This is a genomic window from Bacillus sp. MBGLi79 (genome assembly GCF_002953915.1).
In genome coordinates this window covers 4,304,842-4,319,537 of sequence record NZ_CP026521.1, presented here as the reverse complement: position 1 = coordinate 4,319,537, position 14,696 = coordinate 4,304,842, and the positions used below count along the sequence as shown (strand labels likewise).

The window sequence follows — 14,696 nt, the reverse complement described above, 5'->3', positions numbered from 1 at the left end:
AAAAGGTTGAAGAACGGAGAGGAACGGTGGGGAAAATGAAGAAATCAAACATTGCCTGTATGTATATTTTTCTTTTATTAATAGGAGCGCTTGCAAATCTCACGACGGAAGAGACGGCCCAATCATCAGACGGGAAGCCTGCCGTGATTCCAGATGAAGCGATTCGGCTGCGGATTTTGGCAAACAGCGACAGCGGGAGCGACCAAAGCGTCAAACGTAAAATCAGGGATGAGGTCAATAAACAAATTACGAAATGGGTGGAAAACCTGACCTCGGTTGAGGAAGCGAGACAAGTCATCAGGTCGAAGCTGCCCGAAATCAAAGAGGTTGCCAAGGATGTTATGAAGCGCGAAAATGTCCGGCAATCCGTGTCTGTCCGTTTTGATCGAGTTTCATTTCCGACAAAGCTATACGGCAATATGGTGTATCCAGCCGGAGAATATGAGGCTGTTTTAATTACATTAGGCAAGGGAGAGGGAGCCAACTGGTGGTGTGTCCTGTTTCCGCCGCTTTGCTTTCTTGATTTTTCCAATGGGGAAGCCGTAAAGTCGCCTGAAGACGAACAAACCGATGCCGGGGAAAACGCCCGGGAAGAAAAAACAGTCGCTGCAGATGAAGCGGTATCTGGCAAAGATAAAGAAGACAAAGAAGTGAAATTTTTTCTTGTCGAATGGATTACCGGGCTTTTTTCTTAAAGGAACCGCCGTGCTTTCGTGCAGGGCGGTTTTTTACTGTTTGTTTTTTCATGATGGTTATTCACGCTTTTGAATATGATATAATTTTCCAAAACGGTTCAGGGAAAATACTGCTTTTCGAATATACACCTTCTGCCCCTTTCTGATGTGTCAATTACATTGCCCGGTAGAAAGAGAAACTGTCTTATCACCAGTACAGAGTTCATTTGCATACTCATTCAAAGCATTAGTTCCTGCTAATCAAAATTGAAAAATGAATTGCCGGCTTTATTCCAAATCAAAAGGTATATTTTACTGTCGCCCTCATAGATTGGATAGAGAAGTTAAAAAACGGGGTGAAAAGATGTTCTACCAATTGAGGTTAGCGGAAATGAAAGACATGAATGCGATCGAAGCGTTTTTAAAAAAGGCGGGGACAAGCCATAAAGGCATTGAGGAAGCGAAGAGCCAGTTTATCATGATGGAAGACCCTCCCGATGAAATCGTCGCCTGCCTCGGAATGGAGGAATTTGAAAACAAAAAAGGGCTGCTGCGCTCGCTTGTCGTGTCTGACAAGCTCAGCCAGGGCCACATCGTTTCCCTGTTTCAAAGCATGCAGGTATTGTGTGAAAAGCGGGGAATCCAAACCCTGTATTTAGTTGCCAATAAACGAACATCGATGGATTTCCTTGAAGTGCTCGGTTTTAAACAAGCTGCGGCAATTCCGGAAGAGCTTGATGGATCAGAGCATGTTTCAGACTCGTTGAGCGTAAACGGAGCCGTTTTGATGGAGAAAACGTCTAATTAGCCGTTAACTTATACACAGAGATATCCACGGATTCAAAAGCGTTATCCACAAAATGTGGACAACGCTTGTTTTCTTTTTCTTCATCTTTTATACTTTCAACAGGATTTACATGAATGATTAACGTTTTTAGTGTTTTGTTAAGGGAGTTTTGATGTTAATGAAAACAAAAGTATGGACTGTGGATGTAAAACGTGATTTGTCCACAAACTGTCCACAAATTGCACAAGCGGCAAGACTGCTCAAGCAAAATGAAACGGTTGCTTTTCCGACAGAGACTGTTTACGGTCTTGGTGCAAACGCCAAACACAGCGAAGCAGTAGCTAAAATATACGAAGCGAAAGGGCGTCCGAGCGACAATCCGCTCATTGTCCACATCGCTGAAATTGAACAGCTCGGAGAATTTGCAGAGGTTGATTCGCCTCAGGCCGAAATGCTGATGAAGCGTTTTTGGCCCGGACCGCTGACCCTTGTGCTGCCTTGCAGACCCGGGGTGTTATCCACAAAGGTGACGGCGGGGCTCGATACGGTCGCGGTCAGAATGCCTGATCATCCTGTTGCCCTTGAGCTGATTAGACAGGCCGGCGTTCCGGTGGCCGCCCCGAGCGCCAATCTGTCCGGGAAACCGAGTCCGACGAAAGCCGAGCATGTCGTTCACGATTTAAATGGAAGGATTGCAGGTATCGTTGACGGCGGTCCTACAGGAGTAGGGGTTGAATCAACAGTTGTTTCATGCACCGGGGAAATTCCGGTCATTTTGAGGCCGGGCGGCGTCACAAAAGAGCAGCTCGAAGAAGCGGCCGGCTCTGTCTTGATTGACCAGGGCCTCACCGACGAAAAAAAGGCGCCGATGTCTCCCGGGATGAAATATGCGCATTATGCACCGGAAGCCCCGCTTGCCATTGTGAACGGAAGCGTTGAAGATATTCAACGGCTGATCGGCCAATATCAGAAAGACGGCATGAAAGTCGGCGTCCTTACGACAGAGGAACGGGCCGGTGCCTATCAGGCGGATGCCGTCCGCATCTGCGGCAGAAGAGACCGTCTTGAAACGGTTGCCGCCGGTTTGTATGACATTCTCCGCAGCTTTGACGAAGAACAGCTCGATTTTATTTTTGCTGAGTCTTTCCCTGAGGAAGGGGTGGGCCGGGCGATTATGAACCGGCTCTTGAAAGCTGCAGGCCATCGCGTAATCGAAGCGTAGCCTAAGCAGGGTTGTTCTATCCGCCTTTGGACGTGCATAAGCTAGAAAAGCTGGCGTGTCCAAGGGGGAATTGCATGAATGTTGATGTGTTAATAGGCGAAATCCTGACGCTCTCGATCATGGCTTTTGCACTCGGCATGGATGCCTTTTCAGTCGGTCTTGGAATGGGAATGGCCAAGCTGAAAAGGAACCAAATCTTTCAAATCGGCGTCATTATTGGATTGTTCCATGTCATCATGCCGCTTGGCGGTATGATTGCGGGACAGTTTCTTTCGGGCGCGCTTGGTGCGCTTGCGGGGTATCTTGGAGGAGCGCTTTTATTGGTGCTGGGCATTCAGATGATTGCCGCATCTTTTAATAAAAGCGGGGAGCAGATCATCTCTCCGCACGGCTTCGGCTTATTCATTTTTGCCGTCGGCGTCAGCCTCGACAGCTTTTCAGTCGGTCTCAGCCTCGGCCTCTACGGGACGAAACCGCTATTAACGATCTTTTTGTTCGGTTTGTTCAGCATGGTGTTAACTTGGGCGGGTCTGCTGCTTGGAAAAAAGGTTCAAACGTGGCTTGGAGCTTACAGCGAAGCGCTCGGAGGAGCCATCCTACTGAGCTTCGGCCTGAAGCTTTTGCTGCCCATTTAATTGAAAGAGGAGAAAATCTTTTTCCCACTTTGCATAACATAATGAAACTTAGAAAAAGAGGGGAGAGATCCTCTCTTTTTTGATTTCTGGAGCGGATTTTATTATTTTCCGGCTGAATCCTTTATAATATGAACAAAGGAGTGAACAGGATTGAACATACTATTTGTCTGTACTGGAAATACGTGCCGCAGCCCGATGGCGGAAGCGCTTTTTAAATCTGCGGCTGCCGAAAAAAAACTGGATGTCTCCGTCAAATCTGCCGGGTTGTTTGCTCCTGAAAACGGAAAAGCTTCTTTATATGCAGTCGAAGCGCTTTTTGAAAAAAACATCGCTCTGAATCATACATCTTCACAGCTTTCCGAGGAGAAGGTTGAATGGGCGGATCTCGTGTTGACGATGACGGAGCAGCACAAACAGGTGGCAGTACATGAATTTTCAAAGAGCCGAGATAAAATCTATACGCTGAAAGAGTATGTCAAAGGAGAAAGCGGGGACATCATTGACCCGTTCGGCGGATCTCTCAGCGACTATCAAAAAACGAGAGATGAGCTGGAGCAGCTGCTGAAAAAATTGGCAGAAATGCTGGCGGGAAAATCTCGGGAATAGAAGCTAAGGAGCGTTTGCAAATCGAGCGGCAGCGGGTACAATAGACATGATCAATCAGAAATATATAGCGGCTGTATACTGCTTAACGGTCTGCACGAGACTTTTGGCGGCACATCAAACGAGGAGGAGTCATTCCAATGAAAGTAATCATTGCTTCAGATCACGGCGGAATCAATATCAGAAAAGAAATTATGGCATTGATGGATGAATTGAACATCGAATACGAAGATTACGGCTGCGAATGCGGTTCAGGATCTGTGGACTACCCGGATTATGCGTTTCCGGTCGCGCAAAAAGTGGCGGACGGGGAAGCTGACAGAGGCATTTTAATATGCGGAACAGGAATCGGCATGAGCATTTCCGCCAATAAAGTAAAAGGCATCCGCTGCGCCCTTGTCCACGACGTTTTCAGCGCGAAAATGACAAGAGAGCACAATGACACGAATGTTCTTGCGATGGGTGAACGGGTGATCGGCCCTGGTTTAGCGAGAGAGATTGCAAAGGTTTGGCTTACGACTGAGTTTTCAGCCGGGCGGCACGCTGTCCGCATCGGAAAAATCGCCGATTATGAAGACAAGCATGAATAAAGGGTGTCGTCAATCATGAAGAATCTCGAACAAACATGGCGTTCTATATTAGATGAATTTCATCAGCAGGCAAATTTACGCGACGGCCACATCGTCGTCATCGGATGCAGCACAAGCGAGGTGGCCGGAAGGCGAATCGGCACTTCGGGAAGCGGACAAATCGCTGAAGCGGTCTACAAAGGCTTAGAAGAGCTCAGGGATCAAACAGGAGTCGCCCTTGCTTTTCAATGCTGCGAGCATTTAAACAGGGCGTTGGTTGTCGAGGAAGAAACGGCGAAAGCATACCGTCTTCCCGTTGTTTTTGCTGTTCCTGTTCCGAAAGCGGGGGGTTCCATGGCTTCATATGCCTATCAACATATGAAGGCTCCTGTCCTTGTTGAACAAATAGAGGCCGATGCGGGGATCGACATCGGCGACACGTTTATAGGGATGCATTTAAAGCCTGTGGCCGTTCCTGTCCGCGTCTCTCAAAAACAGCTGGGTGAAGCGCATGTGACGCTTGCGCGGACAAGGCCGAAGCTGATTGGAGGCGTTCGCGCCGTCTATGAAGCGGAGTAGCGGAAGAAGCGAGGGGGAAGAGCCGGACAGGCTTTTTTTCTTTATTAAAATAATTTTTTGAACAAATGATATGTCGAACTATATGATTTGTCTATTCGTTTAATATTCGGTTTTTCCAATAATAAAAAACGATTTTTAAAAATAATCTCTTACATTTGCATGAAAAACCGTGTACAATGAGATGGTATAATTAACGAAATGGAAACAGATAGGAGAGGATCTCGCTGATGAAACATTTACCTGCGCAAGATGAACAAGTTTTTAGCGCCATTCAAGATGAGCGGAAACGTCAACAGTCGAAGATTGAGCTGATCGCTTCTGAAAACTTTGTAAGCGAAGCGGTTATGGAAGCTCAAGGCTCGGTTTTAACAAATAAATATGCGGAAGGATATCCTGGTAAACGCTACTACGGCGGATGTGAGCATGTAGATGTCGCAGAGGATATCGCGCGCGACCGCGCCAAGCAGATTTTCGGCGCCGAGCACGTCAACGTTCAGCCGCATTCCGGCGCACAAGCGAACATGGCGGTATACTTCACGATTTTAGAGCACGGTGACACCGTATTGGGAATGAACCTTGCTCACGGCGGACATTTAACGCACGGCAGCCCTGTCAACTTCAGCGGTGTTCAGTACAATTTCGTTGAATACGGTGTTGATAAAGAGACGCAGTATATTGACTACGAAGATGTACGTGAAAAAGCGCTTAAACATAAGCCTAAGCTGATCGTGGCCGGGGCAAGCGCGTATCCGCGCACCATCGATTTTAAAAAGTTCCGCGAAATCGCTGATGAAGTCGGAGCCTATGTGATGGTAGACATGGCGCATATCGCCGGACTTGTAGCAGCAGGTCTTCACCCGAATCCTGTTCCTTACTCTGACTTTGTGACGACGACAACTCATAAAACGCTTCGCGGACCGCGCGGCGGCATGATTCTTTGCCGTGAAGAGTTTGCAAAGCAAATCGACAAGTCGATCTTCCCTGGAATTCAAGGCGGACCGTTAATGCACGTGATCGCTGCAAAGGCTGTTTCCTTTGGCGAAGCTTTAAAAGACGAATTCAAAACATACGCCCAAAATGTCATCAATAATGCGAAGCACTTGGCTGAAACATTGAAAAAAGAGGGCATCGAGCTCGTATCAGGCGGAACGGATAACCATCTTGTGCTGGTCGACCTGCGCTCTCTCGGCATGACCGGAAAAGTGGCTGAAAATGTTCTTGATGAAGTCGGCATCACCGTCAACAAAAACGCGATTCCTTATGATCCTGAAAAACCTTTCGTAACGAGCGGAATCCGCGTAGGTACAGCAGCCGTGACAAGCCGCGGCTTTGATCTGGAAGCGATCGAAGAAGTGGGAGCGATCATCGCGCTTGCCCTTAAAAACCATGAAGACGAAGCGAAGCTGGAAGAAGCAAAACAGCGCGTAGAAGCGCTGACAAGCAAATACCCGTTATATACCGGGCTTGATTACTAAGATATTTGTGCCGCTCCCAAAAGGGGCGGCTTTTTTCATAAAATTGTCTCCTGATTTTTGTTGAAACAAGCTGTTTTTTTATGTAGAATCAATAGAAGTGTGTGAAAAAAAGGAGCTGAAAACGGATATGGGAAAGGTATATGTGTTTGACCACCCTCTTATACAGCATAAGCTTACATACATCCGGGATGTAGAGACCGGAACAAAAGAATTCAGAGAGCTTGTTGATGAGGTTGCAACGCTGATGGCATTTGAGATTACGCGGGACCTGCCGCTGGAGGAAGTGAATGTAGAAACTCCTGTGCAAATGGCAAAGTCAAACGTCATCGCCGGAAAAAAACTCGGGGTTGTTCCGATTCTAAGAGCGGGACTGGGAATGGTAGACGGAATTTTGAAGCTGATTCCCGCTGCAAAAGGCGGACATGTCGGGCTTTACCGTGATCCTGAAACATTGAAGCCTGTTGAATATTATGTCAAGCTTCCATCCGATGTTGAAGAACGCGAATTCATCGTCGTCGATCCGATGCTGGCTACCGGAGGTTCGGCGGTAGAGGCACTGAACAGCTTGAAGAAACGCGGCGCAAAAAATATCCGTTTTATGTGTCTGATCGCTGCTCCGGAAGGTGTAGACGAAGTTCAGAAGCATCATCCTGATGTTGACATTTACATTGCCGCTTTGGATGAGAAACTAAATGAAAAAGGATATATCGTTCCCGGATTGGGCGACGCCGGAGACCGCATGTTCGGAACGAAATAATGTAAGAAAATCCTGAAAAAGGGTTTTCTTTTTTTGTGTTTTATACCATAATTAAACATGTGTGCGTCTTAAATGGGGCGAATTTGTGAACATTTTGTGAGAGACGCTGTGATTATGAATAGTTTTTTAACTTTAAACAGATTGACACCTCAGGGGGGCTATTGTATGCTAAAATAGGCTATTATGATAAGGTTTTCATAGCGGTTATCATAATGACCAGTCCTCTGTTAAAATCCTTTGAAAACCCCATATTTGCAGGCGACAGACAGATCACCGGCCCGAGAATTTTCGGAGTGTGTGAAGTCTTGAACAGAACACTACGTTCTGTAAAATGGTCAGACCGCCTAGTTTACCGTAATCGTAAGATAGATTTAAAATTTTCACATCAGGAGCGTATTTGATGACCGATGCGAGTCTTTCATTCCGTAGGCAACAAAAATATGTCCTATATATTTTAGCAGTCTGCGTGTTAGGCTATGGATTTCTGCCATTTCAGGCGATTTTTTTAGGCCTGATTACCGGCACTGTTTTCAGCTATTTCAATCTCTGGCTGCTGACCAAAAGGATGCAGGCCTTCGATAAAGCAGTGGCAAAAGGCAAAATGATCCGTTCTCTCGGGACTGCTTCCAGATTGTGCAACGCCATTATCGCGGCGGCCATTGCTTATAAATACCCTGAATATATTCATTTGGCAGGCGTCATTGTGGGGTTGATGACAATTTATCCTGTCATTATGATAGATTCCTTTATCCAGCTAAAACGTTCATCAATGGAAGAGAGGTGAAGACCCTTTGCACGAATCAAGAGTTGTTAACTTTTTAGGCCTTAACTTTGATGTATCAAGTATCTTAATGATTACTGTGACAAGCATCATCGTCTTTCTGATAGCGGTGCTGACCACAAGAACACTTGCGATCCGGCCGACGAAAGCCCAGAACTTTATGGAGTGGATTGTCGACTTTGTTCGCAATATTATCGGCAGCACAATGGATCTTAAAGTCGGCAGAGACTTTCTCGCCCTTGGCATAACCCTGCTGATGTACATATTTGTTGCCAACATGCTCGGCCTTCCGTTTTCCATTACAGTAGGCCATGAATTATGGTGGAAATCCCCGACAGCCGATCCGGCGGTTACTTTAACCCTCGCCGTCATGGTAGTAGGCCTCACTCATTACTACGGAGTGAAAAGAAAAGGGTTGGGGGAGTATACCAAAGATTTCTTCAGACCAATTCCGTATTTAGTGCCGCTCAAAATTATTGAAGAATTTGCGAATACATTAACATTGGGATTGCGTCTTTACGGTAATATTTTCGCCGGCGAAATTCTGCTCGGCCTTCTTGCCGGAATGGCAACCAACTTCTATTCTCAAAGCATTTTCATGGGGCTGGTTGGAACCATTGGAGCGGTTGTGCCGATGATCTTATGGCAGGCGTTCAGCTTGTTCGTAGGTACAATCCAGGCATTCATCTTCACGATGTTAACAATGGTTTACATGTCTCACAAAGTAAGTCATGAACACTAAAAACAAGACATATCCGAAAAGGATAACAATTTAAAGGAGGAACTTTTTCATGAATTTAATAGCAGCTGCAATCGCAATTGGATTAGGGGCACTTGGTGCAGGTATTGGTAACGGACTTATCGTATCACGTACAGTAGAAGGAATCGCACGTCAGCCTGAGGCTGGTAAAGAATTAAGAACGCTTATGTTCATCGGGGTAGCATTGGTTGAGGCCCTTCCGATTATCGCTGTTGTTATCGCGTTCTTAGCATTCTTCGGCTAAAAACTTATATAACTAGTAAAATGGCGAAGATCACTGCAAGAGGCCTTCGCCATTGCTTTATGGTTGCTTGAACTGTCATAACGGCCGGAAGAAACAACCTCTTGAAAAAAGAGGGAGAACATTTTTTCGATGGCCTCGGAGAGATAATCTGCAAGAAGGGAGTTGCCGTATTCGATGTCTTTTTTACCACAGGTTATGGGTGCAGGAGTAGGGTTTAATGCCGGAACAATGCTGTTCCAGCTTGTTGCCATGCTGATTTTGTTAGCGCTCTTGAAGAAATACGCTTTAGGGCCGCTATTAAATATAATGAAAGAGCGTGAAGACTACATTACCGGAGAGATTTCCTCTGCCGAGAAAAAGAATGAAGAAGCGAAGAAGCTCATTGAAGAGCAGCAGGCGCTTTTGAAAGAAGCGCGTGAAGAATCCCATTCTCTGATTGAAAACGCGAAAAAACTGGGAGAACAGCAAAAGGATGAAATCATCAAGGCTGCGCGCCAGGAAGCAGAACGCATGAAAGAATCAGCCAGAAGCGAGATCGTCAAAGAAAGAGACCAGGCTGTCAGCGCGCTGCGCGAGCAGGTTGCATCACTGTCTGTGATGATCGCTTCGAAAGTGATCGAAAAAGAGCTTGACGAACAAGCCCAGGAAAAATTGATCCAAGACTATCTTAAAGAAGTGGGAGAAAGCCGATGAGCCAATCAGCTGTCTCCAAACGCTACGCAGCCGCTTTGTTTGACATTGCCCTTGAATCCAAGAAGGTCAATGAAATAGAAGAAGAGCTGACCGTCGTTAAGAAGATATTTATTGATCATAAAGACCTCAATGCCGTTCTGAGTCATCCTAAAGTGCCCGCTGAAAAGAAAAAGCAGATTTTAAAAGACTCGTTCGGATCTGTTTCGACTGCAGTCTTACATACGCTTTATCTTCTCGTTGACCGCAGCCGCACGTCAATCGTCCCGGATCTCGCGGACGATTATGTTAAAATGGCGAACCGGTTCCGCGGGACGGAAGACGCGATCGTATACTCTGTAAAACCGCTCAGCGAAGAGGAAATTTCCTCTTTTTCTCAAGTGTTTGCAAAAGAAGCAGGCGCCGCTTCACTGCGCGTCAGAAACGAAGTGAATCCGGATCTGATCGGCGGAGTAAAAATCCGCATCGGGAACCGTATTTATGACGGCAGTGTAAGAGGAAAGCTTGACCGGATAGAACGTCAATTAGCAGGCGAAAATCGAAAGAAGGGGTGAAACCTAAGTGAGCATCAAAGCTGAAGAAATTAGCACTCTTATTAAACAGCAAATTGAAAATTATCAGTCTGAAATAGAAGTTCACGACGTAGGTACGGTAATTCAGGTCGGTGACGGTATCGCACGCGTGCACGGCCTTGATAACTGTATGGCAGGTGAGCTTGTCGAATTTTCAAACGGTGTGCTGGGCTTAGCTCAGAACCTTGAAGAATCAAACGTAGGTATCGTTATTTTGGGACCTTACAAAGACATCCGTGAAGGTGACGAAGTCAAAAGAACCGGACGGATCATGGAAGTTCCCGTCGGTGAAGAGCTTCTCGGCCGCGTTGTCAATCCGCTCGGTCAGCCTGTAGACGGAATGGGCCCGGTTCTCACAAGCAAAACCCGTCCGATCGAAAGCCCGGCACCTGGTGTTATGGATCGTAAATCCGTTCATGAACCGCTTCAAACGGGAATTAAGCCGATCGATGCGCTGATTCCTATCGGCCGCGGTCAGCGTGAGCTGATCATCGGTGACCGTCAGACGGGTAAAACATCGATTGCGATTGACACGATCTTGAACCAAAGAGATCAGGACATGATTTGTATCTATGTTGCGATCGGTCAGAAAGAATCGACTGTTCGCGGTGTCGTTGAAACGCTGCGCAAAAAAGGCGCTCTTGACTATACCATCGTTGTCACAGCTTCCGCTTCACAGCCTGCACCGCTATTGTATCTAGCGCCGTATGCGGGTGTTACGATGGGTGAAGAATTCATGTACAACGGAAAACACGTGCTGGTTGTGTATGACGACCTTTCAAAACAAGCGACGGCTTATCGTGAACTTTCCTTGCTTCTGCGCCGTCCTCCAGGCCGTGAAGCATTCCCTGGAGATGTATTCTACCTGCACTCCCGCTTGCTTGAGCGCGCTGCGAAACTGAGCGACGCTAAAGGCGGAGGATCTTTAACAGCATTGCCGTTTGTTGAAACGCAGGCTGGCGACATTTCAGCCTATATTCCGACAAACGTCATCTCAATCACAGACGGACAGATCTTCCTGCAGTCTGATTTGTTCTTCTCAGGCGTGCGCCCTGCCGTCAACCCTGGATTATCGGTATCCCGTGTCGGTGGATCTGCGCAAATCAAAGCGATGAAGAAAGTAGCCGGTACGCTTCGTCTTGACTTGGCATCTTATCGCGAGCTTGAGTCATTTGCACAGTTCGGATCTGACCTTGATAAAGCGACGCAGGCCAAGCTGAACCGTGGAGCCCGTACAGTGGAAGTTCTGAAACAGGATCTGAACCAGCCGCTCCGCGTCGAAAAGCAGGTTGCCATTCTTTATGCCCTGACCCGCGGATTCCTTGATGATGTGCCTGTAGAGGACATCAGACGCTTTGAAGAAGAGTTCTTTATGTACCTTGATCAAAACCATAAAGATCTCCTTGATTCAATTGCTCAGACAGGAAACCTTCCGGCCGACGAGGACATGAAGGCTGCGATCGAAGGCTTTAAACGTACGTTTGCACCTAGCAACTAAACATTTGAAGTGAGAAAAAGATCTTCTTTTTCTCTCTTTTTCACGTAAATTCGGAGTGAATTTGAAAACAAAAAGGTGGTGAAACCTTTTGGCCTCATTACGGGATATTAAATCCAGAATTACTTCAAATAAAAAAACGAGTCAAATCACCAAAGCTCAGCAAATGGTTTCTGCCTCAAAGCTGAACCGCGCTGAGAGTAAAGCGAAATCGTTCGTTCCATACATGGAGAAAATGCAGGAAGTCGTTGCTGATATTGCGCTTGGATACACCGGAACGCATCCGATGATGTCGAGCCGTCCCGTGAAGCGGACCGGCTATCTGGTCATCACATCTGACCGCGGACTTGCCGGCGCTTTTAACGCTAACGTTCTCCGCAAAGCGTACCAGAAAATCCAGGAGCGCCATCAGTCAAAAGACGAATATGCGGTCATCGCGATCGGAAAAATGGGACGCGAGTTCTTCAAAAAACGCGGCATCCCGGTTATTTCCGAAATGACCGGCATCAGGGACGAAGTTTCCTTTCCAGAAATTAAGGATTTGGCGAACAGTACGATACAAATGTTTATCGATGAGACATTTGATGAACTTTACTTGTTCTACAACCACTTTGTCAGCGCGATTTCTCAAGAGGTGACAGAGAAAAAGCTGCTGCCATTATCAGATATCGCGCCAAACAAAAAAAGAACTTCCTATGAATTTGAACCGGACGAAGAAGAAATTTTGGAAGTGCTTCTGCCTCAGTACGCTGAGAGCTTGATTTTCGGCGCGATTCTGGACAGTAAAGCGAGTGAACATGCTGCGCGGATGACAGCGATGAAAAACGCAACGGACAATGCGAAAGAGCTTATCGCTGACCTCGAACTGTCTTACAACCGTGCTCGTCAGGCGGCGATTACGCAGGAGATTACGGAAATTGTCGGCGGTGCAGCTGCCTTAGAATAGAAAAAGCTTGTCAGGAGGGATAGAGATGAAAAAAGGACGCGTTAGCCAGGTATTGGGACCGGTCGTAGACGTTCGTTTTGAAGACGGTCACTTGCCTGAAATATATAATGCGATTAAAGTTACACATAAAGCGCAGAACGAGAATGAAGTAGATATCGAACTTACCCTTGAAGTAGCGCTTCACTTGGGTGATGATTCAGTTCGGACGATTGCAATGGCTTCAACTGACGGTGTTACACGCGGAATGGAAGCCATCGACCTGGGAGAGCCGATCTCCGTTCCGGTCGGAAACGTGACACTCGGCCGCGTATTTAATGTACTCGGGGAAAACATCGATTTGGATGAGCCGCTTCCGGCTGATGCTGCCAAAGATCCGATTCACAGAGAAGCTCCAACATTTGATCAGCTATCAACCGAGGTTGAAATCCTAGAGACGGGTATTAAAGTCGTCGACTTGCTCGCTCCATATATTAAAGGCGGAAAAATCGGTCTTTTCGGAGGAGCGGGAGTTGGAAAAACCGTCTTGATTCAGGAGCTAATCAACAACATCGCTCAAGAGCACGGCGGTATCTCTGTATTCGCGGGTGTCGGCGAGCGTACGCGTGAAGGAAACGACCTTTACTATGAAATGAAAGATTCCGGCGTTATCGGCAAAACGGCAATGGTCTTCGGTCAGATGAACGAGCCGCCTGGTGCGCGGATGCGCGTTGCCTTGACAGGACTTACAATGGCAGAGCATTTCCGTGATAAAGAAGGCCAGGACGTATTGTTCTTTATCGATAACATCTTCCGATTCACTCAAGCCGGATCTGAAGTATCTGCACTTCTTGGACGCATGCCGTCTGCGGTTGGTTATCAGCCGACGCTTGCAACTGAAATGGGTCAGCTTCAGGAACGGATCACTTCTACAAATGTCGGTTCCGTTACATCGATTCAGGCGATCTACGTTCCTGCCGATGACTATACTGACCCGGCACCGGCAACAACGTTCGCTCACTTGGATGCGACAACAAACCTTGAGCGTAAGCTGTCTGAAATGGGTATTTACCCTGCGGTTGACCCTCTGGCTTCAACTTCTCGTGCACTTGCGCCAGAAATCGTCGGAGAAGAGCACTATCAAGTGGCCCGCCAAGTACAGCAAATCCTGCAGCGCTATAAAGAGCTTCAGGATATCATTGCGATTCTCGGTATGGATGAGCTTTCTGACGATGATAAGCTTGTCGTCAGCCGTGCGCGCCGCGTACAGTTCTTCCTATCGCAAAACTTCCACGTAGCTGAACAGTTTACAGGACAAAAAGGTTCTTACGTTCCTGTCAAAGAAACGGTAAAAGGCTTTAAAGAAATCCTTGAAGGTAAGTATGATCACCTTCCAGAGGACGCTTTCCGTCTTGTCGGCCGAATCGAAGAAGTTGTCGAAAAAGCGAAAGAAATGGGTGTAGAAGTATAATCTGGTCCTAGGAGGGTAAAAGCATGAAGACCTTAAAAGTCAATATCGTTACTCCCGACGGCCCAGTATACGATGCGGATATAGAAATGGTAAGCGTTCGAGCAGAGAGCGGTGAGCTTGGTATTTTACCCGGCCATATTCCGACGGTTGCTCCGCTAAAAATTGCTGCAGTCCGTCTGAAAAAAGACGGTCAAACTGAGCTGGTTGCCGTCAGCGGGGGCATAGTTGAAGTCCGCCCTGACCATGTCACCATTCTGGCCCAGACGGCGGAAACATCTGAACAAATTGACAAAGCACGCGCCTTGGCCGCAAAACGGCGTGCCGAGGAACGTTTGCAAAAGCATACGCCAGATGTTGACATTATTCGGGCAGAGCTTGCTTTAAAACGCGCGATTAACCGGTTGGATGTTGCGAGATAAAGATGAGGATCCTTCCCATATTAAGGATGGGAAGGGTTCTT

Annotated in this window: 18 protein-coding genes; all 18 read left to right on the top strand. The window is 47.1% G+C overall.

Annotated features, from left to right (window positions below):
* The first annotated feature begins 35 nt into the window (after positions 1 to 35).
* Entirely contained in the window at positions 36 to 695 is a 660-nt protein-coding gene (gene spoIIR / locus C1T29_RS22045) for a stage II sporulation protein R (protein ID WP_020453271.1), read from the top strand.
* Positions 696 to 1,038: 343 nt separating this feature from the next.
* Positions 1,039 to 1,482, top strand: a complete 444-nt coding sequence (locus C1T29_RS22040; protein WP_023857076.1) for a GNAT family N-acetyltransferase — start codon at positions 1,039 to 1,041, stop codon at positions 1,480 to 1,482.
* A 157-nt stretch (positions 1,483 to 1,639) separates the two neighbouring features.
* Positions 1,640 to 2,683 (top strand): L-threonylcarbamoyladenylate synthase, encoded by a 1,044-nt coding sequence (locus tag C1T29_RS22035; protein WP_025810646.1) that lies wholly within the window; start codon positions 1,640 to 1,642, stop codon positions 2,681 to 2,683.
* 74 nt (positions 2,684 to 2,757) lie between these two features.
* Positions 2,758 to 3,318, top strand: a complete 561-nt coding sequence (locus C1T29_RS22030; protein ID WP_023857078.1) for a manganese efflux pump MntP — start codon at positions 2,758 to 2,760, stop codon at positions 3,316 to 3,318.
* 150 nt (positions 3,319 to 3,468) lie between these two features.
* The gene (locus C1T29_RS22025) at positions 3,469 to 3,924 is read left to right on the top strand and encodes a low molecular weight protein arginine phosphatase (protein WP_023857079.1); all 456 of its coding nucleotides are present in this window, start codon (positions 3,469 to 3,471) and stop codon (positions 3,922 to 3,924) included.
* Between the two features lie 137 nt (positions 3,925 to 4,061).
* Complete coding sequence (rpiB, locus tag C1T29_RS22020) at positions 4,062 to 4,511, top strand: ribose 5-phosphate isomerase B (protein ID WP_020453266.1); 450 nt, start codon at positions 4,062 to 4,064, stop codon at positions 4,509 to 4,511.
* Positions 4,512 to 4,526: 15 nt separating this feature from the next.
* Positions 4,527 to 5,069: a TIGR01440 family protein gene (locus tag C1T29_RS22015; RefSeq protein WP_020453265.1), complete on the top strand. Its 543-nt coding sequence runs from the start codon at positions 4,527 to 4,529 to the stop codon at positions 5,067 to 5,069.
* A 227-nt stretch (positions 5,070 to 5,296) separates the two neighbouring features.
* On the top strand, positions 5,297 to 6,544 hold the full coding sequence (gene glyA, locus C1T29_RS22010; RefSeq protein ID WP_025810647.1) for a serine hydroxymethyltransferase: 1,248 nt from the start codon (positions 5,297 to 5,299) through the stop codon (positions 6,542 to 6,544).
* A gap of 127 nt (positions 6,545 to 6,671) precedes the next feature.
* Positions 6,672 to 7,301, top strand: coding sequence for a uracil phosphoribosyltransferase (gene upp / locus C1T29_RS22005; protein WP_208945561.1), 630 nt, complete (start codon positions 6,672 to 6,674; stop codon positions 7,299 to 7,301).
* Between the two features lie 400 nt (positions 7,302 to 7,701).
* Entirely contained in the window at positions 7,702 to 8,085 is a 384-nt protein-coding gene (locus tag C1T29_RS22000; protein WP_020453262.1) for an ATP synthase subunit I, read from the top strand.
* 7 nt (positions 8,086 to 8,092) lie between these two features.
* The gene (atpB, locus tag C1T29_RS21995; protein ID WP_023857083.1) at positions 8,093 to 8,824 is read left to right on the top strand and encodes a F0F1 ATP synthase subunit A; all 732 of its coding nucleotides are present in this window, start codon (positions 8,093 to 8,095) and stop codon (positions 8,822 to 8,824) included.
* 49 nt (positions 8,825 to 8,873) lie between these two features.
* On the top strand, positions 8,874 to 9,086 hold the full coding sequence (gene atpE, locus C1T29_RS21990; RefSeq protein ID WP_020453260.1) for a F0F1 ATP synthase subunit C: 213 nt from the start codon (positions 8,874 to 8,876) through the stop codon (positions 9,084 to 9,086).
* A 174-nt stretch (positions 9,087 to 9,260) separates the two neighbouring features.
* Positions 9,261 to 9,779, top strand: coding sequence for a F0F1 ATP synthase subunit B (gene atpF, locus C1T29_RS21985; protein WP_020453259.1), 519 nt, complete (start codon positions 9,261 to 9,263; stop codon positions 9,777 to 9,779).
* Positions 9,776 to 10,330 (top strand): F0F1 ATP synthase subunit delta, encoded by a 555-nt coding sequence (locus C1T29_RS21980; RefSeq protein ID WP_020453258.1) that lies wholly within the window; start codon positions 9,776 to 9,778, stop codon positions 10,328 to 10,330. Before atpF ends, C1T29_RS21980 begins: the two co-directional genes overlap by 4 nt.
* Before the next feature lie 7 nt (positions 10,331 to 10,337).
* Entirely contained in the window at positions 10,338 to 11,846 is a 1,509-nt protein-coding gene (gene atpA / locus C1T29_RS21975; protein WP_020453257.1) for a F0F1 ATP synthase subunit alpha, read from the top strand.
* 88 nt (positions 11,847 to 11,934) lie between these two features.
* Complete coding sequence (atpG, locus tag C1T29_RS21970; RefSeq protein ID WP_020453256.1) at positions 11,935 to 12,789, top strand: ATP synthase F1 subunit gamma; 855 nt, start codon at positions 11,935 to 11,937, stop codon at positions 12,787 to 12,789.
* Between the two features lie 25 nt (positions 12,790 to 12,814).
* The gene (atpD, locus tag C1T29_RS21965; RefSeq protein WP_020453255.1) at positions 12,815 to 14,236 is read left to right on the top strand and encodes a F0F1 ATP synthase subunit beta; all 1,422 of its coding nucleotides are present in this window, start codon (positions 12,815 to 12,817) and stop codon (positions 14,234 to 14,236) included.
* A gap of 23 nt (positions 14,237 to 14,259) precedes the next feature.
* On the top strand, positions 14,260 to 14,655 hold the full coding sequence (locus C1T29_RS21960; RefSeq protein ID WP_208945560.1) for a F0F1 ATP synthase subunit epsilon: 396 nt from the start codon (positions 14,260 to 14,262) through the stop codon (positions 14,653 to 14,655).
* Positions 14,656 to 14,696: the final 41 nt, after the last annotated feature.